This is a genomic window from Candidatus Microbacterium colombiense, from assembly GCA_029203165.1.
Lineage (GTDB): Bacteria > Actinomycetota > Actinomycetes > Actinomycetales > Microbacteriaceae > Microbacterium > Microbacterium colombiense.
This window is the reverse complement of the sequence record CP119308.1, coordinates 31,174-51,888: the sequence shown is the minus strand read 5'-3', so window position 1 is coordinate 51,888 and position 20,715 is coordinate 31,174. Positions and strand designations below refer to the sequence as shown.

Genomic DNA, 20,715 nt, shown 5'->3' with positions numbered 1-20,715 from the left:
TCGACGGCGGGCGGCCGGATTCGGGGCCTGCGGCAGCCGCGGATACGCTGGAAGGACGCCACCCGAGGAGTCCCGTGTTCCGTTCACCCGACCGCCTGTTCCGCACTCTCGCGATCGCGGAGGCGATCACCTGGACCATCCTGATCGCCGCGATCATCGCCCGGGCGGTGGGAGCTCCGGGCATCGTCGTCACGATCGGCGGCGGCATCCACGGTTTCGTGTTCCTCGCCTATGCCGCGACCGCGGTGCTCGTGGCGCTGAACCAGCGGTGGCACATCGGTGTGGCGGCGCTCGCCGTGGTCAGCGCGGTCGTGCCGTACGCCACCATCCCGACCGAGATCTGGTTGCAGCGCACGCGCCGCCTCGAGGGGGAGTGGCGCCTCGACGCGACCGATGATCCGCGCGATCACCGCTGGTACGACCGGCTGATGCGCTGGTTCCTGCGACGCCCCTGGGTACTGGCGGTGCTGCTCGCGGTCGGCATCGTCGCGCTCTACGTGATCCTGCTGCTGGTGGGCCCGCCCGGCAAATGAGCCGGTCCCGGCGGCACGCTCTCAGGGCGTGACGACGACCGCGTTGTTCTCGACGACCTCGGCCAGCACCGCGTCGGCGTCGCCGTTCGTGCAGTCGATGATCACGTACAGCCCGACGCCGGTCGCGGTGAAGGCCCGTGTCGCGATGATCCAGGTGCGGTCGGCTTCGGCTCCCGAGACCTGCCGATTCTCGACCCCGCCGGTCCCGCCGACCTGGTAGCTGAACTCCCCGGTGGTCGCCAGCGGCGTGACCTCCGCCGTCGTCGAGTCCAGGAGGGCCGCGAGGATCGCGTCCGACGACGCGCTGTCATCGCCGGCGACGACTGGCACGTCAGAGGTGAGGCCCTGCCAGAACTGCGCCGTGCACGTGCCGTCGACCGTGCCGTAGATCCAGCCGCCGTTGCCGTCGTCGGGCGACACGGTCTCCCATCCGTCGGCGGTCATGAACCCGTCGCCCCACTCGATGTACGCCGTGCCCGGCAGCTCGGCGCCTGCGGCGAAGGTCAGCTCGGTGGGAAGCGTGCCGTCGGGCTCGTCGATCGGCGCATCGGATTCGGTCGGCGTCGGCTCCTCGGCCGCCGGCGGATCCGCCGGGATCTGCGCGTAGAGGCATCCGCTGAGCGGGATGACCGCCACCGCGACGAGCGCGGTCGCGGCGAGGCGGAGCAGCGGTCGGGCGGATCGAGGGCGCGTCATGCCGGTCAGCCTAGTCCTCGGGATGCCGCGTCTCGATGGGGAGTTCTGCCCTGGTCGGCGCCCGTCGGCGCGGCGCTGTCGACGCGGGGTCCGTACCGATCAGTGCGCGGTCGCGACACCCACGGTGTCGTGCACGATCACGGCCGCCACGCGTGCGCCCGCGCCTGCGGCGACGATCAGCTGCTGCGGTCCGGGGATCGCGGCGTCGCCCGCCGCGTAGAGGCCCGGCACGTCGGTGCGGCCGGAGCGATCGGTGACGAGGTTGCCGTCGCCGTCGATCGCGGGGTCGATGCCGTCGAGGAACGACAGCTCGGTCTGCCACTCCGGGCGCACGAAGCCCCCGTCGAGCGCGATCGTCGTGCCGTCTGACAGCCGTACGGCCTCCAGGTGCCCGCGTTCGCCCACCAGCTCGGTGATCGGATGCCGCTGCACCGACACCCCTGCCGCCTCGAGTGCCGTCTGCTCGGCCGTCGTCAGTGCGTCGGATCCGTTCGTGAAGACGGTGAGACTCTCCGTCCACCGGGCGATCAGGCGGGCGCGGTCGGCCAGGTCGTCGGACTCGCCGATCAGCGCCAGGCGGCGATCGCGCAGCTCCCACGCGTCACAGGCGGCGCAGCTGAACAGGCTGATGCCGTAGAAGCCGCGCAGATTGGGCACGTCGGGAAGGGTCTCGCGCAGTCCGGTCGCGACCAGGACGGCGCGCGCGGTGACCGTGTCGGAGGCCTCGCGGCGTCCGATGTCCGCGACGAAGACGGCATCCGGGGATGCGGCATCCGATGATGTCGCATCCGATGATCCGCCATCTGGGCGGCGCAGCGAGAAGACCCGGGTGCGGGTGCGCACCTCGATGTTCGGGTAGGCCGCGAGTTCCTCGCGGGCGAGGCGACGCAGCTCGTGGGGTGGGACGCCGTCGCGGGTGAGGAAGCCATGCGACAGAAGAGTGGCGGCGTTGCGTGGACGGTCGGCGTCGACGACGAGCACCCGCATCAGGGAGCGGCCGAGGTTGAGGGCGGCGGAGAGACCGGCGGGGCCTCCGCCGATGATCAGCACGTCGTAGGCCGTCTCGGTCATGCGCATCCTCCTGTGGGACGGAGGGCGTCGGCCCGATCGCGCCGCAGCGCCGATCGTGGCGACGCCGCCCGGCGAGACCAACGGGAGTAAGGCTCGCCTTACCCCTATCCTGCCAGTTCGTCGGCGAGGGTGGGCGCGGGGGCAGGGGCGGGCGCGGGCGGGCTGAACTCCGGCGTGTGCAGCGAGACGACATCGCCGACCACGATGACCGCCGGTGAGCGCACCTGGCGGGCGGCGGCGAGCGCCGTGATGGTCCTGAGCGTGCCGACGGTCACGCGCTGGCGCTCGCCGTATCCGTCCTCGATGATCGCGACGGGGCATTCGAGCCCGCGCCCACCGGCGGCGAGCACGGTGGCCGAGTGTCCGAGCGTGTTCACTCCCATCAGCAGCACGACCGTGTGGTCGCGCCCTCCGGCGAGTGCCGTGATCTGCTCGTGGCCGGTCACGACCGTGAACGCGGTGGCCACGCCGACGTGGGTGAGCGGGATGCCGGCGACCGCGGGCACCGAGATCGCGCTCGTGATGCCGGGCACGACGTCGACCCGTATGCCGGCGGCCTCGCAGAACAGTTGCTCCTCGCGCCCGCGGCCGAAGATGAACGGGTCGCCGCCCTTGAGCCGCGCGACGATCCTGCCGTCGCCGGCGAGCTGCACCAGCAGGGCGTTGATGGCGTCCTGCGGCACGGGGTGGTGGCCGGGCAGCTTGCCGACGTCGATCACCTCGGTCGACAGGTGGATGCCGTCGGCCTCGAGCTGCGCGAGCACGCGGCGGGCACCGAGCCGATCGGCCACGATGACATCGGCCTGCTGCAGGGCGCGGAGCCCGCGCAGGGTGAGGAGCCCCGCGTCGCCGGGGCCCGCGCCGATCAGGGTGACGCGGCCGGTCATGGATTCTCGAGGAGTGTGGAGGCTGGGGTGGTGGAGGCTGCGGTGGCCGGGTCTGGGGTGGCGGATGGGAACAGTGATGACTCCGCGGTCTCGTATCGTGCCACGACGAGGTCGACCAGCAGGTCGGGCACGACAGTGCCGTTGAGCAGGGGAAGGGTGAGGCTGCGACCGTCGGCGCGCAGTACCGCGAGATCGAAGAAGTACCCCCGCGCCAGGAGGTACGTCGAGACGACGGCGTGCGGGTGTGCGATGAGGGCTGTCGGCAGATCCGGCTCGCGGGCGGCGAGATAGGCCAGGTGCACCGGGCGGCCGATGCGGGCGCGCAGCATCTCGGCCATACCCTCGGCATCCGTCAGCGACCGCGGGTCGCGTGAGCCCGCGACCGCGAGGATCACGGGGCGGTCGGGGGCCGCGGCCAAGCGCTGGGCGAGTACGTCGGCGAGGCGCGGATCGGGTCCGAGCGGGTCGGCGACGACGGCATCCGGGCGGTCCGAGACCATGCCGTGCAGGTCGTGGTGCACGTGGAATCCCGACGACAGCAGCAGCGGCACCACCACGACCGGGCCGTCGATCGCGGCGAGGGCATCGACGGCATCCGGCTGCTGCACGTCGACGAACGCGCTGCGCACCTCGACGTCGGGCAGGCGCGCGGCGACGTGGGCGACCAGGTCGGCGATCGCGCGGGCGCCGGCCGCATCGTCGGTGCCGTGCGAGACGGCGAGGAGCGTGGGGCGGGCCATGGGGCTGACTGTAGGCGTCGTCTGTGACCGGCATGTTTCCGGCAGGTGAGGGGTTGATGCGGTCGGCGCGTCGTTCACAACTCCTCAGAAACAGGAGACGTCTCCCGGGGCACCCTCGAGTTTCCGGGGCCACCTGTCGCGGTGCGGATTTTCGGACACCGTTCTTGAGGAGTTATGAACGAAAATCAAAGTTGAGCCGATTCATATCAAGTTTGTTTGACAGTATCCGGACGTCGAGGTACAGTTGAGTCATCGCGACTCAGGTTTCCCTGGTCGCCGCAGGTTTCTGTACCGATCAACCGTCCTCAACAAAGGAGAAAACACATGGCACGTGCTGTGGGAATCGACCTCGGAACGACGAACTCCGTCGTCAGCGTCCTCGAGGGTGGCGAGCCGAAGGTCATCGCCAACGCCGAGGGCTTCCGCACGACCCCGTCTGTGGTCGCATTCACGAAGGACGGCGAGGTGCTCGTCGGTGAGACCGCGAAGCGCCAGGCCGTCACCAACGTCGACCGCACCATCTCGTCGGTCAAGCGTCACATGGGCACCGACTGGGGCTTCGACGTCGACGGCAAGAAGTGGACGCCGCAGGAGATCTCCGCGCGCATCCTCATGAAGCTCAAGCGCGACGCCGAGTCGTACCTCGGTGACACCGTCACCGACGCCGTCATCACGGTTCCCGCGTACTTCAACGACGCCGAGCGTCAGGCCACGAAGGAAGCCGGCGAGATCGCCGGTCTCAACGTGCTCCGCATCATCAACGAGCCGACCGCCGCAGCTCTCGCCTACGGCCTCGACCGCGGCAAGGAGGACGAGCTCATCCTCGTCTTCGACCTCGGTGGCGGAACGTTCGACGTCTCGCTGCTCGAGGTGGGCAAGGACGACGACTTCTCGACGATCCAGGTGCGCTCCACGGCCGGTGACAACCGCCTCGGTGGAGACGACTGGGACCAGCGTCTCGTCGACTTCCTGATCAAGCAGTTCAAGGAGACCACGGGCGTCGACGTCTCGGGTGACAAGATCGCCCTGCAGCGTCTGAAGGAAGCGGCCGAGCAGGCGAAGAAGGAGCTCTCGTCCTCGACGAGCACCAGCATCAACCTGCCCTACCTGTCGCTCACCGACTCGGGACCCGTGTCGCTCAGCGAGACGATCACCCGCGCGAAGTTCGAGGACCTCACCAAGGACCTGCTCGACCGCACCAAGAAGCCGTTCGAGGATGTCATCCGCGAAGCCGGCATCAAGGTGTCCGAGATCGACCACATCGTGCTCGTGGGTGGATCGACCCGTATGCCCGCCGTCGCCGAGCTCGTCAAGCGCGAGACCGGCAAGGACGCGAACAAGGGCGTCAACCCGGATGAGGTCGTCGCCGTCGGCGCCGCTCTCCAGGCCGGTGTCCTCAAGGGCGAGCGCAAGGACGTCCTTCTCATCGACGTCACCCCGCTGAGCCTCGGCATCGAGACCAAGGGCGGCATGATGACGAAGCTCATCGACCGCAACACCGCGATCCCGACCAAGCGCAGCGAGACCTTCACCACGGCCGACGACAACCAGCCGTCCGTCGCGATCCAGGTCTTCCAGGGCGAGCGCGAGTTCACCCGCGACAACAAGCCCCTGGGAACGTTCGAGCTGACCGGTATCGCGCCGGCTCCGCGCGGCATCCCGCAGGTCGAGGTCACCTTCGACATCGACGCGAACGGCATCGTGCACGTGTCCGCCAAGGACAAGGGCACCGGCAAGGAGCAGTCGATGACGATCACGGGTGGCTCCTCGCTGTCCAAGGACGACATCGAGCGAATGGTGCGCGAGGCCGAGGAGAACGCGGCCGAGGACAAGAAGCGCCGGGAGGCCGCCGAGATCCGCAACCAGGCCGAGACGCTCGCGTACTCGATCGACAAGCTGATCAAGGACAACGACGACAAGCTCCCCGCTGATGTGAAGGAGTCGGTCCAGGCCGATGTCGACGCCCTCAAGACGGCTCTCGCCGGCGAGGACGACGACGCCGTCAAGACCGCGTTCGACAAGCTCAACGAGTCGCAGGGCAAGCTGGGCGAAGCGATCTACGCGCAGTCGCAGGCGGATGCCGCAGCCGGCGCCCCCGCCGACGGCGAGGCCCCGACCGCCGATGACGCCTCCTCCGATGAGGACGTCATCGACGCCGAGGTCGTCGACGACGAAGAAGACAAGAAGTAATCATGGTTGAGAAGAACTTCGACGAGAATCCTGACAAGGATCGGGCCGAGGTTCACGGTGAGGGGTCGGATGCTCAGGCATCCGGCCCCGCGCCGCAGAACCAGGACTCCACCGAGGCCGCAGCCGCCGAGGGCTCTGACGACGACTTCACGGTCGACGACATCCTCGGCACCGCGCAGACGGGGGAGGCCGCTGCGGAGGACGCCGTGCTCGCCGACCTCGAGTCGACGCTGCTGAACGACCTCAAGCGTCTCCAGGCCGAGTACGCCAACTACCGTCGTCGCACCGAGGACCAGCGTCAGCTGGAGATCGAGCGCGCGAAGGGCGAGGCCGCGAAGGGTCTCGTGCCGGTGCTCGACGATCTCGACCGTGCCGCTCAGCACGGCGACCTCGTGGAGGGCACCCCCTTCGCGGCGATCGCCGACAAGGTGCGTGCGGTCGTGGAGCGTCTCGGTGTCGTCTCGTACGGCGAGAAGGGCGAGGAATTCGACCCGCAGCGCCACGAGGCGATCTTCCAGCAACCCACGCCGGGGGCCGACAAGACCACGGTGCTCGAGGTCGTCGAGGTGGGCTACCGCCTCGGTGATGTCGAGCTGCGTCCCGCGAAGGTCGTCGTCGCCGTCCCGGCCGAGTAGGCAGGGTGATCGATGGCTAGCCAGGATTGGTTCGACAAGGACTTCTACAAGACCCTCGGGGTCTCGAAGGACGTCAGCGGGGCCGACCTCAAGAAGGCCTACCGCAAGCTCGCGCGCAAGTACCACCCCGACTCCAATCAGGGTGATGCCAAGGCTGAGGCGACCTTCAAGGAGATCAGCGAGGCGTACTCGGTGCTCTCCGACACCGAGCAGCGCAAGGAGTACGACGAGATCCGCGCCATGGGCTCGGGCGCTCGCTTCACGGCGGGCGGCTCGGGCGCCGGCGGGTTCGAAGACGTCTTCAGCCGCTACGGCCAGAGTCGTGGCGCTCAGACCGCGGACTTCGAGGACATCTTCGCGATGTTCAACCAGGGTCAGGGCGGGGGCTTCGGCTCCGGTCGGTTCGGCCAGACCACGGGAGGATTCCGCGGCGCCGGCGGCCCGCAGCGCGGTGCTGACGTCACGGCACGCACCACGATCGACTTCGTCACCGCCGTGCAGGGCGAGACCATCTCGCTGCAGGGTGAGGACGGGCGTCCCTTCAAGGTGAAGATCCCTGCCGGTGTCGCCGATGGGCAGAAGATCCGTCTGCGCGGCCGCGGTCGTCCCTCGCCAGACGGCGGGGAGAGCGGCGACATCGTCGTGCAGATCGCGGTGCGGCCGCATCCGGTGTTCACCCGCGACGGACTGAACCTGCGCGTGACCGTTCCGGTGACCTTCACCGAGGCCACGCTCGGGGCGACGATCGAGGTGCCGACGCTCGGCGGCGATCCCGTGAAGCTGCGGGTCGCGCCGGGCACCCCCTCCGGTCGGGTGCTGCGGGTCAAGGGGCGTGGGGTCACGACCGCCAAGGGCACGGGCGATCTGCTCGCCGAGCTCCAGGTCGCGGTGCCGTCGCACCTCGACGACGCGGCGCGCGAGGCACTGGAGAAGTTCCAGGCGCTCGAACCGGCCGAGAATCCTCGTGCCGACCTGATGGCGAAGGCCCGTCGATGATGAGCCCACTGGGCGTAGGCGAATCCGCCGGGGTAGGACGTTTCCACGCGAAGCGGCCTACCCCGGCGGATTCGCCTACCTCCGTGATGGGGATGGGGGTGGACGGCGATGCCTGAGTTGGATGCCGACACCCCGGTGTTCGCGATCGCTGCGGCGGCCGAGCTCGCCGGCATGCACCCGCAGACCCTGCGCCAGTACGACCGCATCGGCCTGGTCGTGCCCGGTCGCACGTCGGGAGGATCGCGCCGGTACTCCCGCCGCAACATCGAACAACTGCGCGAGGTCGCCCAGCTCTCGTCGCAGGGCGTGAGCCTGCCCGCGATCGCGCGCCTGCTCGACCTCGAAGACGAGAACCGGATGCTGCGTCGCCGCGTTGCCGAGCTCGAATCGGCCGTGCGGGCCGAGCGCGAGAACCGTCCGGGCGTGCGCGTCTTCGCCGCCGGATCTGCGGGGGTCGTGCCGATGCCCGGTGGCCGTCGTCTTCGCCGGTCGACGGAGATCGTGCTGTGGAACCCGCGGGACGGCCGCTGAACCTCCGGCACCGCTCGGCCTGACCACGCATCAGCGCATGGTGTGTATCCTGTCAACAGTTAACAGGAGGTCGCCATGCCGCAGACGGTCACGCGAGGAGAATCGCTCGGAGCCCAGGTGGCCCGCGTGCTCAGACAGCGCATCGTGCGCGGTGAACTCGCGCCCGGCGCCCGCATCACCGAAGAGGCGCTCGCCGAGGAGTTCGCGGTGAGCCGCGGCCCGATCCGCGACGCCCTCACGCAGCTCAGCTTCGAGAAGCTCGTCGAGGTGCAGCGGCCGCGCGGCGTCTACATCGTCGGCCTCACACAGGACGACGTCGATCAGCTCTACAGCTTGCGCGGTGCGCTCGAGCAGCTCGCCCTCTCGCGGGCGATGCGCGTCGACGATGCCGCCCGCTGGGCGCCCATGGCTGCGGCCGTCGGGCGGATGGGGGCCGCGGCGGATGCCGGAGATCACACGGCCTTCGTCGCCGCCGACCTGGAGTTCCACTCGCAGATCTACGCTCTGGCCGATCATCCGCGTCTCGAGGGTGCGTGGGCGCAGTACCTCCCGACCTTCACCGCGCTGCTCGAGGTGACCATCAACCACGACGAGGACCTGCACGAGTCCTCCGGTGATCACGTGAAGCTCATGGGCGTGATGCGCAGCGGCACGCCCGAGCAGGCGGCCGAGGTGCTCACCGCCCACCTCGACGGTGCGCGCGAGCGGATGCTGAGTGAGATCTCAGACCGCCCCTGAGGTCTCTCGGGCAGGCGATCCGCCCAGTGTTGACTGTTAACAGTCAACACTGCTAACCTCACGATGTCGACAACACGGTCGACCCACGTAGAGGAGCAAAGATGCCCCGCAAGCGCATCACCCGGGCGGCCGCCGCGATCGCCGCCCTCGCAGCCACCGCTCTCATCGTCTCGGCCTGCACCAAGGTCGAAGAGGGCGAAGACGCAGGCTCGGCATTCCCCGAGAACGACATCCGCCTGATCATCCAGGCCAACCCCGGTGGTGGCTCCGACCTCTCGTCGCGTGCCCTCGCGACCGAGCTCGAGAAGATCCTCGGCGTCAGCATCATCCCCGAGAACATGCCCGGCGCCGCCGGCGCTCTCGCGATGGAGTACGTCGGCGCGCAGGACCCCGACGGCTACGTGATCGGCTTCGCACCGGTCGAGATCGCGATGCTGAACACCACGCAGGGCGCGAACGTGCTGCCGGAGGACTTCGACCTGCTCGGCCAGATCATGCTCGCCCCCGGCGTCATCACCGTCGGCGCGAACAGCGGCATCGAGTCGCTCGAAGACCTCGTCGCGCAGGCGAAGTCCGGTGCCGTCACGGTCGCCAACTCCGGCGCCGGCTCGATCTGGGAAGCCGCGACCATCGGTCTCGGCAACGCGACCGATGCGACCTTCACCCCGGTTCCCTACGACGGTGGAGCGACCGCGGTCGCCGCCGCGGCATCCGGCGAGACCGTCGCCGCGGTCTCCGGACTCGGCGAGGCTCTCGCGCAGGGCGAGGCCGTGCGCATCCTCGGCGTCATGAACGACGAGCGCCACCCCGACGCGGAAGACGTGCCCACGGTCGACGAGGCCATCGGCGAAGACGTCGTGTTCGGCGGCTGGGGCGGCATCTACGCCCCGAAGGGTCTGCCGGACGACGTGAAGAGCGAGCTCGAAGCGGCCGTCAAGGAAGCCGTCGAGTCCGACACGTACCAGACCTTCCAGAAGGATGCCGGAAACCTGGTCGTCTACCGCGACTCCGCCGAGTGGACCGGATTCGTCGACGAGCAGTTCACGCTGTTCAAGGATCTCCTGGGCTGAGCGGCCTGCGGGCCGGCCCTCCGGTCGGCCCGCAGCCCCGTCCCTCGAAGGAGGAGCATGATGTCCACCCCCGACACCTCGACCCCCGACACCTCGTCCGCCGACACCGCCGTCGCGGACGGCGACTACCAGGGCGCACCGGCCTCGCGCCCGCTGGAGATCGTCTTCGGCATCGTCGCCTTGGCGTTCTCCGCCGGCTACCTGTTCCTCACCACGCAGATCTCCCTGCGCCGTGAGGCCGCCCCCGGGCAGATCGACGCGCGCTTCTGGCCGATGGTGATCGCCGTCACCGCCGTCGTCATCGCCGTCGCGCTGCTCGCCATCGCGCTCACCCGGCCGGCCCCGACCCGCGAAGATCTCGAGCGCATCCAGCCGGGCGGCTACCTCCGCGTCATCGCCACGCTCGCCATCACCGGCGCCTTCATCGCCGTGTGGTCGCTCAGCACCGTCATCCTCTTCGGCTACCGCATCGAGGTCTTCCCGATCGCCGCCGCCGTGCTGATGGCCGCCCTCATGCTCCTCTACGGTCACCGCCGCTGGCTGAGCCTGATCATCTACTCCGCCTCCGTCACGGCGTTCGTCTACGTCGTGTTCGGGATGCTCCTGAGGATTCCCCTGTGAACGCGCTCATGGAGGGGCTGAACTCGCTCCTCGACATCTCGATCCTGCTCTACATGCTCGTCGGCCTCCTGCTCGGCTTCATGGTCGGCGCCTTCCCCGGCATCACCGCGACCATGGCGGTCGCCCTGGCCGCCGGATTCACGATGACTCTCGAGCCCGTCCAGGGCCTCGCGGTGCTGCTGACCATCTACGTCGCCGCGAATTTCGGGGACCGGGTGCCGTCGATCCTCATCAACACTCCGGGCACACCGGCGTCCATCGCCACGACGCTCGACGGCTATCCCATGGCCAAACAGGGCCGCGCCGGTCTGGCGCTCACGATCTCCGCGATCGTCTCGGCGGTCGGCATCCTCGCCTCGCTCGTGCTGTTCGCCGTCGCCGCCGTGCCGATCGCGAGCTTCGCCCGCGACTACTTCCGCTCGCCCGAGCTGTTCGCGCTCGTCGTGTTCGGCATCTCGATCATGATCGGCATCTCGTCGAAGTCGATGCTCAAGGGCATCCTGGCCGGACTCTTCGGCCTCATGCTCGGCACGGTCGGCACCTATGCCGCGACCGCGGACCAGCGCTTCACCTTCGGGGTGCTCGAGCTCGTCGAGGGTGTCAACTTCATCGCCGTGATCATCGGGCTCTTCGGCATCGCCGAGCTGTTCGACCAGCTGCTCACGTACCGCACCTCGAACGTGCGCCCCATCTCGAGCCTCGGCCGCTGGTGGCCGAACAGATCTGAACTGAAGCAGAGCGGCCGGGCCACCGCGGTCGGCGGCGCCGTCGGACTCGGCGTCGGACTCATCCCCGCGGCGGGCGGCGACATCGCCGGTCTCATCGGTTGGGAGCGGGCGCGCAAGGCGTCGAAGCACCCCGAGATGTTCGGCAAGGGCTCGATCGAGGGCGTCGCCGCCTCCGACACCGCCTCCAGCGCGACCCTCGGCGGATCGCTCACCACGACCATGGCGCTCGGCATCCCCGGGGACTCGGTGATGGCGGTCATGATCGGCTCGATGATCATCTGGGGCATCACGCCAGGCCCCACCCTGTTCACCAACCGCCCCGACCTGGTCGTCTCGATCGTGGGCATCATGCTCATCGCCACGATCCTGTCGCTGGGCCTGAGCCTGGTGCGCATGAAGGGCATGGTGAAGCTGCTCGATGTGCCGCAGCCGTACCTGTGGAGCGGCATCCTGATCTTCTGCATCATCGGCACCTACGCCACCTCGAACAGCCTCTCGACCGTCGTCACCATGCTGGTGTTCGGTGTCGTGGGTGTGCTGCTCAAGCGCATGCAGGTGCCGGCCGGTCCCGTGGTGCTCGGTCTTCTGCTCGGCCCGCTCGCCGAGGAGAACCTGGCCCGCACGCTCGCGATCCTCCCCACGCGTCCGTTCTTCGAGGTCGTCAGCCCGATCGCCATCGTGCTGCTCGCGCTTGCGGTGCTGTCGATCGTGATGCCGGCGATCCGCGCCGCCCGCAAGCCCCGCGCCCAGCGCGCCTCGCTCGAGGACTCGATCCTGCACGACGAGAGCATCGTGCAGATCGAGAAGGCGCACGATGAGCTCGCCGCACAGCCCGACCTGCTGACCTCCACGGTCCGCAACGTCGACACATCTGCCCGCGCGACCCGCAAGGCGCGCAAGAACTCCAAGGAGAACGAGAAGTGACCCGCTACGACATCCTGACCGCCGTCCCCACCGCGTTCCACCGCGACGGCACCCTCGACCTGGAGGGCTCACGGGCGATCTTCCGCTTCGTGGGGGAGTCGGGCAACGAGGGCGCCTTCATCCTCGGCACCACGGGGGAGTTCCCCGCGGTGGATGCCGTCGAGTTCTCCTCGATCGTCGAGGCGGCGCTCGCGGAGCTGGGGGATCGGATGCGCGTGATCGTGCACGTCGGCCAGCCCAGCACCTTCGAGGCCGTCCGCCTCACCCGCATCGCGCGGGAGCTGGGGGCGACCGAGTTCGCCGCCCTCACGCCGTACTACCTGAAGTCGACCGACGACTCGATCTTCGAGTACTACCGCGCGTTGTCCGAGGCCGTGGGTGACGGGCGGCTCTACGTCTACATCTATCCGGCGCGCAGCGGCAACCCGGTCTCGCCCGCGCTGCTCGTGCGCCTCTCCGCGCTGCCGAACATCGTCGGCGCCAAGGTCAGCGAACTGTCGCTCGACGAGATCGCGGCATACCGCGCCGTGGTGCCGGAGGACTTCGATCTGTACACGGGCGCCGACCGCGACCTGATCGCCGCGGTCGATGCGGGCGCGCAGGGCGTCGTGTCGGGTGTCTCGTCGGTCACCCCGAAGCCCTTCCGCGCCCTCGCGGATGCCGGTCGCACGGGCGATCAGGCCGCGATCGCGAGCGCGCAGGCCGCGGTCGACGCCGTCGTGTCACTGATCGGGGGAGACATGGCGCGCATGAAAGAGGCGTACCGCGTGCTCGACGTGGTCGACACCTACTGCCGCATGGCGATCGCCGAGCCGACGGATGCCGAGCGCACCGCCGTCGCCGAGGTCGTGGCCGCGCACCGCTGACACGCAGGAACGCCGGGGGGAATGACGAAGGGTGGTGCGGCTCGGCCGCACCACCCTTCGTCCTGTCGCGATGATCAGTCGCTGACCCTCTTCCAGACGCCGCATCCCGACGACGTGAACCCCTTGTCGTCGGGATAGATCCGCACGTACTGAGGGCCCGCCGCGGTCACGTAGTCGTTCTCGATGATCTCGTCGAACGTGCCACCGAAGCTCGACACGATCTCCCAGTAGCATCCGGACTTCGCCGTGGTGGTGAGGTACACGCCGGGTGCGAGGTGCATGCCCACCATGTAGGTGCCGTTGCCGGCGGTGCTGGCCATCGTGCCGACCAGCTTGGTCCAGCGGCCGCACTTCGCGTTGGTCATGAAGAACCGGTCGGTCTTCGAGATCGTCACGATCACGCGCCCCGTGGTGGAGCGGTAGTCGTTGGCGATGATGCCGCTGAAGCTGCTGCCGGCCGACGAGCGGCGTTCCCAGTAGCAGCCCGGCTGCGCGCTCGCGTAGTAGGTGCCGGCGGCGATGCCCGAGCCCACGCGGTAGGTTCCGGCCCGCGTGATCGAGGGAGCGGGGGCGGCGGTCTTCGCGGTGGCGGCGCTCGTGCTGCCGGTCGCCGCGTAGCCGGTGGCGCGCCCGGTCACCGTCACGGTGATCGACTTGTAGTAGTCGTTCGCCGTCAGGCGGTAGGTGCGCGCGGTGGCGCCGGGGATCGCGACCCCGTTGCGCTTCCACTGGTACGAGAACGACGCCTTCGGCGACCAGGCCGACAGGCTCGCGGTCAGCGTCGCGCCGACGCGCACGGTTCCCGTCACACGAGGGCGAGGGGCCTTGGTGAAGGGCTTGACCACGGCGGCGGTCGGGGCGCTCACGGCCTTGGTGGTGGTGTACCCGGCCGAGACCGCGGTCACCTCGAGGGTGATCCGCGTCTTCCAGTCCGCTGCCACGAGCTTGTAGGTCGAGGCGGTCGCACCGCGGATGGCGGCACCGTTGCGCAGCCAGCGGTAGGTGAACTTGGCCGACGGGCTCCAGGTGCCCGGTGATGCCTTGAGCGCGATTCCGACCTTCGCGGTTCCGACGATGGCGGGAGTGGGCGCGCTGCTGAAGGCGCCGCTGCCCACGACCGTCTCGACCGTGGTGGATTCCACGGAGATGTAGCCGTCACGGCTCGCGGTGACCGCGAGGGACAGCTTCTTGCCGAGGTCTGCCGTGCGGGGCGTGAAGGTGAGGCCGGTGCCGACCACCAGGCCATCGACGACCCAGGAGTAGGCGGCGGACGTCGCATCGGGATCGGTCACCGGTGCGACCACCGCGAGCTCGGTGCCCACGCGCACCACGCCGCTGATGGAGACGGCCTGGTTCAACACGAGGGTGCCGATGAGGGGCTGTGTCTCGCTCGGCACGGCGAGTTCGTCGTAGTCGGCGTGACGCGCGATCACGGTGACCCCGACGGTGCGACCGACATCGGCGGCCGAGAAGGTGAACGTCGGGCTGTCCTGCTCGGGGGCGGGGATGCCGTCGACCGTGAAGAGGTACGAGAGGGTGGTGCCGACCGGCCAGGTGCCTGCGTCGGCCGTCACGGGCTGCCCGGCGACCACGATGGTGGGCAGCAGCGGGATCACCGGCGACGGGAACGCGACGCCGTCCGCGGCCTGATCGCTCGTGCCGGTGCCGGTGTCGTCCGACACGATGACGGTGTCGTCTGCGAAGGCGGCGCCCCCCGCGACGGTGGACAGCGTCAGGCTGGCCACCGCGATGATGCTCACGGTGAGCGCGCGGAAATGGCGCGCTCGTTCCCCTCGGACTCGCGTCACGATCGATCTCCCCCAGATTGGTCGCCACGGAGTTCTTCGACCGCGGTCCGACACTGCGCAACGATGCGCTCTCCGCGCAGTATATCGATCGAACGGACAGATGCATCCGTCGGATCGGCGAGGAACGGGCACAGGAGATGGATATGTCGATTTCCTAGCGTGGGAGCAGGGAACGACCCTGCTCCGCGCCCGGCGCGCGGGTGTCCTGCCACGAAGGAAGAACTCCTCATGACGAACACCACAGCCCCCACTCCCGCCACGTCGCTCGGACTCCTCGTCCTGCGCGTCGTCGTCGGTGCCGTCTTCGCCGCACACGGTGCACAGAAGATCTTCGAGTTCACGATCCCCGGCACCGTCGGCAGCTTCGCCGACATGGGCGTGCCGATGGCCGAGATCGCCGCGCCCGTCGTCGCCTTCATCGAGCTGATCGGCGGCATCCTCCTGATCCTCGGATTCCTCACCCGGCCGGTGAGCATCCTGTTGGCGATCGACATGGCCGTCGCCCTCGTGCTCGTGCATCTCCCCGCCGGGCTCTGGGTCGGTGACGGCGGATACGAGTTCGTCGCCGTGCTCGGCGTCGTCGCCCTCGCGCTCGCCTTCACGGGTGCCGGACGCTTCTCGGTCGACGGAGCGTTCCTGCGTGGACGAGCACCGGCCTGGCTCAGCTGACACCCACCCGCGCGCCTATCGCGCGGACACGATTTCGGATGCCGCGGGGGACACCCCGCGGCATCCGTCGTTTGCGCGGGGTGTCGAGGGCGAACTCCGAAGCTGTGCCCGCACCGCGGTTCCGACGAGTGTTGCGGAAGGGAAACTGCGATGTCGCGCCATTGCGGCCTCCGACGCGTGTGTGACTTTCGCTTCCGCAAAGCAAAGCGTGCGAAAACACAAAAGGAGAAAGACTTTCTCCGAGCTTCCCTGTATTCCTGGTCTTTAATACGCAAATAAACCTAAACTGAGCGCAGCCGGCATCCGCCGCGGACTTTACAGCGAAGTAAGGGGATTGCAGATGAAGCTCAAGAGGAGCCTGGCAGGGGTGGCCACGGTCATCACTGCCCTCGGGGTCACCGCCTGTGCAGGTGGCGCCGCACCGGTCGCGTCGGGGAACGCATCCGGAGACACGATCACGTTCCGATCCTGGAGCCCGATCGAGCAGACGACGCGCCAGATGATCGACGCCTTCCAGGCCGAGAACGAGGGCTCGAAGATCGATGCCACGATCTTCAACTACCCGGAGTACCTCGTCGACCTGCAGAGCCGCGCCAGCTCGAACACCATGCCCGACGTGCTGGGTCTGCAGCCCGGAGCGCTCACGCAGCAGTACCGCGAGAACCTGATGCCGCTGCAGGACTGCGCCGCCGAGACCTGGGGCGACGACTGGCAGAGCAAGTTCTACCCGATCGGCATCGAGCAGGCCCGCATGGGCAACCCCGAGGGCGACGACAACTTCTACTCGCTGCCGATCCTCACCCAGACCGTCAACCTCTGGGCCAACTCGGAGATCTTCGACGACGCCGGCCTGAGCGTGCCGAAGACGTGGGACGAGCTCGTGCAGACCACGAAGGATCTCAGCGGCGGAGATGCCGCGCCGTTCCTGCTGCCGGCGAAGGACTCCTGGCTGCGCAACGTGGTCTTCCTGCAGATCGCCAACAACGTCTCGCCCGGCACCGTCTACGAAGCCGAGGCCGGTAGCAAGGACTGGACCGACCCCGCGATCGTGAAGGCCTTCGACTACTGGAGCAAGCTCTTCTCCGACGGCATCGCGCAGGACGGGGCGATCGGACTCGACGCCTACCCCTCGGCCGTGAACCAGTTCGAGGCCGGCAATGCGGCGATGATCCCGCTCGGTGCCTGGTGGATCCAGCAGTCCGACCCGACCAAGACCGACATCCCCCCGCTGTCCGAGGGCATGTCAGGCTACGAGCCCTTCCTGTTCCCGACCATCCCCGGAGGGGCTGCCGAGTCGCAGTTCGTCGGCGGCATCGACGTGAGCCTCGGCATCTCCAAGAACACCGCCAACCCCGACCTGGCATGCAAGGTGCTCACCGACTTCATCGCCGGTTCCGCGGCGCAGAAGCTCGTCAACACGATGAACGACGTGCCCGCCGTCACCGGACTCGCCCCCGAGAAGTTCACCAGCGAGAAGCAGGAGCAGATCTGGAACCTGTTCGTCGACGAGTGGCTGCCGCAGGTGAAGTGGTCGCGGTACTTCGAATCTCCCAAGCTCGATCAGGCGGTGGCCGACGCGCTCGCCGCGATCGCGACAGGGGATGCCACTCCGCAGGAAGCCGCGGAATCGGTGCAGGCTGTCCAGGACACCCTGTAACAACCGGATTCGTGCAGGGTTCGGGGCGTCATCCCCGAACCCTGCCTGAGAGGAGCGCGCATGAAGATCCTGACAAGAGAGAGGCTGGTGGGACTGGCCTTCCTGGCCCCGACTCTCATCCTCTTCGGCGTCTTCGTCGTCTATCCCATCTTCTACAACGTGCAGGCGAGCACGCTGCAGTGGGATGGTGTGAACGTCGGGACCGCCGTCGGGATCGACAACTACCTGGAGCTCTTCCAGGACCCGACGTTCCTCATCACCCTGCGCAACTCCGCCTTCTGGATCGTGCTGACGATCATTCCGCAGGGGGTGATCGGCTTCCTCCTCGCCGTGGCGCTGAACCAGGGACTGCGCGGCAGCACGATCTATCGGGCGATCTTCTTCATCCCGGCGATCCTCTCGCCGGTCGTGGTGGGCATCGTCTGGCAGCGCATCCTCGACCCGTTCAACGGGGTGCTCACGGAGATCGGCAAGGCGACCGGGCTCACCTTCCTCGGCGGCAACTATCTGGCCGACCCGCAGACGGCGATCTTCGCGGTGATCTTCGTGAACGTGTGGATGTGGACCGGGTTCTCGATGCTCTTCTACCTCGCCGGTTTGCAGCTGATCGACCCGAGCCTCATGGAGGCCGCGCGCATCGACGGCGCGAGCGGCTTCCAGACCATGGTGCGCATCACGTTCCCGCTGCTGAAGACGACGACACTCTCACTCGTGCTGCTCGGGATCATCGGCTCGCTCAAGACCTTCGAGCTCGTGTACGTGCTCACGCAGGGCGGTCCCAACCACGCCTCGGAGATGCTGCCGACCTTCGCGTTCCTCGAAGCGTTCCAGTTGCAGAACGTGGGCTACGCCTCGGCGATCAGCGTGGTGCTGCTCGTGATCGCGGTCGTGAGCTCGCTCTCGATGGTGCGGGTCTTCGGTGCCGGATTCATCACAGGAGACGAGAAATGACCGCGATGAACGAGACCCGCAACCTGATCGTCCCGAAGGAAGCGGCGAAGACCCGCTCGCGTCATGGCGCACCGGGCCGCCGCGTGGGCTGGCTGCACTTCGTGCTCGTGCCACTCTCCGTGCTCTGGCTGGTGCCGATCATCATGACCATCGGGCTGTCGATGATGCCGTCGAACAACCCGAGCACGCAGCTGTTCGGCATCTTCCCCGAAGAGTTCAGCCTCAAGAACTACCTGACGATCTGGGATCAGAATCCGATCCTGCTGCATCTCCTCAACAGCCTGCTGATCACCGTGCCCTCCGTGCTGCTCGTGTGCCTTCTCGGATCGATGACCGCCTTCGCACTGGCCCGGTTGCGGGTGCCGCTCAAGGCGCTCATCTTCGGCATCCTGATCCTGGCGTTGATCCTTCCGATGTCGAGCATCGTCGTGGCGACGTTCCGCATCCTGCAGTCGATGCAGCTGTACAACAACCTGCTCGGACTCGTGCTGGTGTACACCGCGCTCGGGCTGCCGTTCGCCGTGATCATCATCCGCACCTCGTACCTCGCGATCCCGCTCGAGACCTACGAGGCCGCGCGCCTCGACGGAGCGAGCGCGTGGCAGATCTTCTGGCGCATCTACCTGCCGTTGGGTAAACCGGCCCTCGCGGTGGTCGCGGTGTGGCAGACGATGATGAGCTGGAACGACTTCCTGCTGCCGCTCGTGACGCTCGGCGACAACGCGCTCAAGCCGCTCACCCTCGTGCCGCTCGCGTATCGCGGAATGTACCTCTCGCAACCAGGCGCACTCTTCGCGATCCTGGTGCTGATCTCGATCCCCGTCGTGCTGCTGTTCCTCTTCATCCAGAAGTATCTGGTGAACGGCCTCTCGGGGGCGATCAAATGAGCGTCATCGGGCTGGACCTCGGTACCAGCGGCGTGCGGGCTGTCGCGTTCGCGGTCGACGGCACGGTGCGCGGAGCGGCCTCGGCGCCGCTGACGCTGCTGCGCGACGGACACGGTCGGGTGGAGCTCGAGGCGGAGGAGATCATCCTCGCGGCAGAAGATGTGGTGCGTCGCGCCGCCCGCGAGGCACTCGCCGCGGGCGACCCCGTGCAGGCGATCGGCTTCAGCGTGCTCGGGGAGGCCGTCGTGCCGATCGATGCCGCCGGCGAGCCGCTCGCCCGCGTCGTCGTGAGCATGGACACCCGCGGCGCGCAGCCCGCCGCGCGCCTGGGGGAGGTGCTGGGCGACGGCCGCTTCACGGCGATCACCGGGCAGCCGCTGCACGGCATGTTCTCCCTCTTCAAGATCATGGCAGGCGACGACGCCTGGGCTGTCGCCTCCGGCTACCGCTGCGTCGGAGATCTGGTGGCCGAGCGGTGGAGCGGGATCGCCGCGATCGATCTCGGGCAGGCCGCCCGCACCGGCATCCTCGACGTCGAGCACGGCGAGTGGAGCACGGAGATCATCGATGCGGCCGCGGCATCCGCCCCCTGGGTACGGATCGACGCTCTGCCTGTGCCCGTCGCATCCGGCAGTGTGATCGGCGCGCTGACGGCGGATGCGGCGACGCGCCTCGGCATCGCCCAGGGGACGCCGCTCGTCGCCGGAACCCACGACCAGGCCGCTGCCTTCCTCGGCGCGGGAGGCGAGGCCGGCGTGCGTGCGGTGATCGCACTCGGCTCGAGTGACTGCCTCACGGTCGGCACCCCACGGCGACCCGACGGGCTCGGCTCCACCGGGTTCGCGAGCTATCGCGTCGACGACGATCTGTGGGTGACGCTCGCCGGCACCGCCGCGGGCGGGTGGGCGCTGGAATGGCTCGCCGGTCTGCTCGGGCGGGGCGTCGGCGAGGTGTTCGCGGCGCTCGCCGAGACGCCGCCCGCGCTGCTCGTGCTGCCGTACCTGGCCGGCTCCGGCACGCTCGACAACGACCCCTCCGCGCGCGGCACCATCCACGGACTGACGCTCGACACCACGGTGCCCGAACTCGCCCGCGCGGTGGTCGAGGCGGCGGGCTTCGAGTTCCACAAGATCATCGCCGCGTTCAGCGCGCACGGCGTCGACGTGCCCGACCTGCGCGTCACCGGAGCCGGGGCCGACAACACCGCAGCGCTCGCCGCGAGGGCGGCGGCGGCGGGCGCGCGGCTCACCCCCGTCGGACGCGATGCCTCCGCTCGCGGGGCCGCGATGCTCGCGCTCCGCGGGATCGGCGGGGACCCGCGCGCGCTCAGGCTCGAGCCCGGCATCCCGACGCCCGCCATCGATGAGTCCTTCGCCGACTGGTACTCCGGCCAGCGCTCCGCCTATGTCGCCCTGTACGAGGCGACGCGCGCCCTCAACCCGCACCTGACCTCACGACCTCAGCCACAACACGACCCCAGCCCTCACGACCCCAGCCACATCAGAAGGAGAACATGA

Annotated in this window: 20 protein-coding genes; 15 read left to right on the top strand and 5 right to left on the bottom strand. The window is 68.6% G+C overall.

Annotated elements, in window-relative coordinates; translation table 11 throughout:
• The first annotated feature begins 74 nt into the window (after positions 1–74).
• Positions 75–533 (top strand): DUF3817 domain-containing protein, encoded by a 459-nt coding sequence (locus tag P0Y60_00240; GenBank protein ID WEK61222.1) that lies wholly within the window; start codon positions 75–77, stop codon positions 531–533.
• A 21-nt stretch (positions 534–554) separates the two neighbouring features.
• Here P0Y60_00240 and P0Y60_00235 read toward each other — a convergent pair whose 3' ends face one another.
• The 4 genes from P0Y60_00235 to P0Y60_00220 all read right to left on the bottom strand — a co-directional run bounded on the left by P0Y60_00235 (position 555) and on the right by P0Y60_00220 (position 3,927).
• The gene (locus tag P0Y60_00235) at positions 555–1,229 is read right to left on the bottom strand and encodes a hypothetical protein (protein WEK61221.1); all 675 of its coding nucleotides are present in this window, start codon (positions 1,227–1,229) and stop codon (positions 555–557) included.
• A gap of 99 nt (positions 1,230–1,328) precedes the next feature.
• Positions 1,329–2,300 carry an NAD(P)/FAD-dependent oxidoreductase gene (locus P0Y60_00230; GenBank protein WEK61220.1) on the bottom strand — a complete coding sequence of 324 codons (972 nt, stop codon included), beginning with the start codon at positions 2,298–2,300 and terminating at the stop codon, positions 1,329–1,331.
• Positions 2,301–2,404: 104 nt separating this feature from the next.
• On the bottom strand, positions 2,405–3,187 hold the full coding sequence (gene cobA / locus P0Y60_00225; GenBank protein WEK61219.1) for a uroporphyrinogen-III C-methyltransferase: 783 nt from the start codon (positions 3,185–3,187) through the stop codon (positions 2,405–2,407).
• Entirely contained in the window at positions 3,184–3,927 is a 744-nt protein-coding gene (locus tag P0Y60_00220; GenBank protein ID WEK61218.1) for a CbiX/SirB N-terminal domain-containing protein, read from the bottom strand. Before P0Y60_00220 ends, cobA begins: the two co-directional genes overlap by 4 nt.
• A 324-nt stretch (positions 3,928–4,251) precedes the next feature.
• Between P0Y60_00220 and dnaK the strand changes: the two genes are divergently transcribed.
• From dnaK to P0Y60_00175, 9 genes are all read left to right on the top strand, one after another.
• Positions 4,252–6,117, top strand: a complete 1,866-nt coding sequence (gene dnaK, locus P0Y60_00215) for a molecular chaperone DnaK (GenBank protein ID WEK61217.1) — start codon at positions 4,252–4,254, stop codon at positions 6,115–6,117.
• A gap of 2 nt (positions 6,118–6,119) precedes the next feature.
• Positions 6,120–6,752, top strand: coding sequence for a nucleotide exchange factor GrpE (locus P0Y60_00210; GenBank protein ID WEK61216.1), 633 nt, complete (start codon positions 6,120–6,122; stop codon positions 6,750–6,752).
• A 12-nt stretch (positions 6,753–6,764) separates the two neighbouring features.
• A complete protein-coding gene (locus tag P0Y60_00205; GenBank protein ID WEK61215.1) occupies positions 6,765–7,748 on the top strand; it encodes a DnaJ C-terminal domain-containing protein in 984 nt (327 codons plus the stop codon).
• 108 nt (positions 7,749–7,856) lie between these two features.
• Positions 7,857–8,279, top strand: coding sequence for a MerR family transcriptional regulator (locus P0Y60_00200; protein WEK61214.1), 423 nt, complete (start codon positions 7,857–7,859; stop codon positions 8,277–8,279).
• 75 nt (positions 8,280–8,354) lie between these two features.
• On the top strand, positions 8,355–9,017 hold the full coding sequence (locus tag P0Y60_00195) for a GntR family transcriptional regulator (protein ID WEK61213.1): 663 nt from the start codon (positions 8,355–8,357) through the stop codon (positions 9,015–9,017).
• Between the two features lie 101 nt (positions 9,018–9,118).
• Positions 9,119–10,087, top strand: a complete 969-nt coding sequence (locus P0Y60_00190; protein WEK61212.1) for a tripartite tricarboxylate transporter substrate binding protein — start codon at positions 9,119–9,121, stop codon at positions 10,085–10,087.
• Positions 10,088–10,144: 57 nt separating this feature from the next.
• Positions 10,145–10,708, top strand: coding sequence for a tripartite tricarboxylate transporter TctB family protein (locus P0Y60_00185; protein WEK61211.1), 564 nt, complete (start codon positions 10,145–10,147; stop codon positions 10,706–10,708).
• Complete coding sequence (locus tag P0Y60_00180; protein WEK61210.1) at positions 10,705–12,360, top strand: tripartite tricarboxylate transporter permease; 1,656 nt, start codon at positions 10,705–10,707, stop codon at positions 12,358–12,360. Before P0Y60_00185 ends, P0Y60_00180 begins: the two co-directional genes overlap by 4 nt.
• Positions 12,357–13,226 carry a dihydrodipicolinate synthase family protein gene (locus P0Y60_00175; protein ID WEK61209.1) on the top strand — a complete coding sequence of 290 codons (870 nt, stop codon included), beginning with the start codon at positions 12,357–12,359 and terminating at the stop codon, positions 13,224–13,226. Before P0Y60_00180 ends, P0Y60_00175 begins: the two co-directional genes overlap by 4 nt.
• A gap of 74 nt (positions 13,227–13,300) precedes the next feature.
• On the opposite strand, the gene P0Y60_00170 is transcribed toward P0Y60_00175, so the two are convergent.
• Positions 13,301–15,034 (bottom strand): hypothetical protein, encoded by a 1,734-nt coding sequence (locus P0Y60_00170; protein WEK61208.1) that lies wholly within the window; start codon positions 15,032–15,034, stop codon positions 13,301–13,303.
• 228 nt (positions 15,035–15,262) lie between these two features.
• On the opposite strand from P0Y60_00170, the gene P0Y60_00165 reads away from it, so the two are divergent.
• The 5 genes from P0Y60_00165 (at position 15,263) to P0Y60_00145 (ending at position 20,715) form a co-directional block, all read left to right on the top strand.
• Positions 15,263–15,703: a DoxX family protein gene (locus tag P0Y60_00165; protein ID WEK61207.1), complete on the top strand. Its 441-nt coding sequence runs from the start codon at positions 15,263–15,265 to the stop codon at positions 15,701–15,703.
• Positions 15,704–16,043: 340 nt separating this feature from the next.
• Positions 16,044–17,360 carry an extracellular solute-binding protein gene (locus P0Y60_00160; GenBank protein WEK61206.1) on the top strand — a complete coding sequence of 439 codons (1,317 nt, stop codon included), beginning with the start codon at positions 16,044–16,046 and terminating at the stop codon, positions 17,358–17,360.
• Between the two features lie 60 nt (positions 17,361–17,420).
• The gene (locus tag P0Y60_00155) at positions 17,421–18,311 is read left to right on the top strand and encodes a sugar ABC transporter permease (protein ID WEK61205.1); all 891 of its coding nucleotides are present in this window, start codon (positions 17,421–17,423) and stop codon (positions 18,309–18,311) included.
• A complete protein-coding gene (locus P0Y60_00150; GenBank protein ID WEK61204.1) occupies positions 18,308–19,198 on the top strand; it encodes a carbohydrate ABC transporter permease in 891 nt (296 codons plus the stop codon). Before P0Y60_00155 ends, P0Y60_00150 begins: the two co-directional genes overlap by 4 nt.
• On the top strand, positions 19,195–20,715 hold the full coding sequence (locus tag P0Y60_00145) for an FGGY family carbohydrate kinase (GenBank protein ID WEK61203.1): 1,521 nt from the start codon (positions 19,195–19,197) through the stop codon (positions 20,713–20,715). The genes P0Y60_00150 and P0Y60_00145 overlap by 4 nt, the downstream gene beginning before the upstream one ends.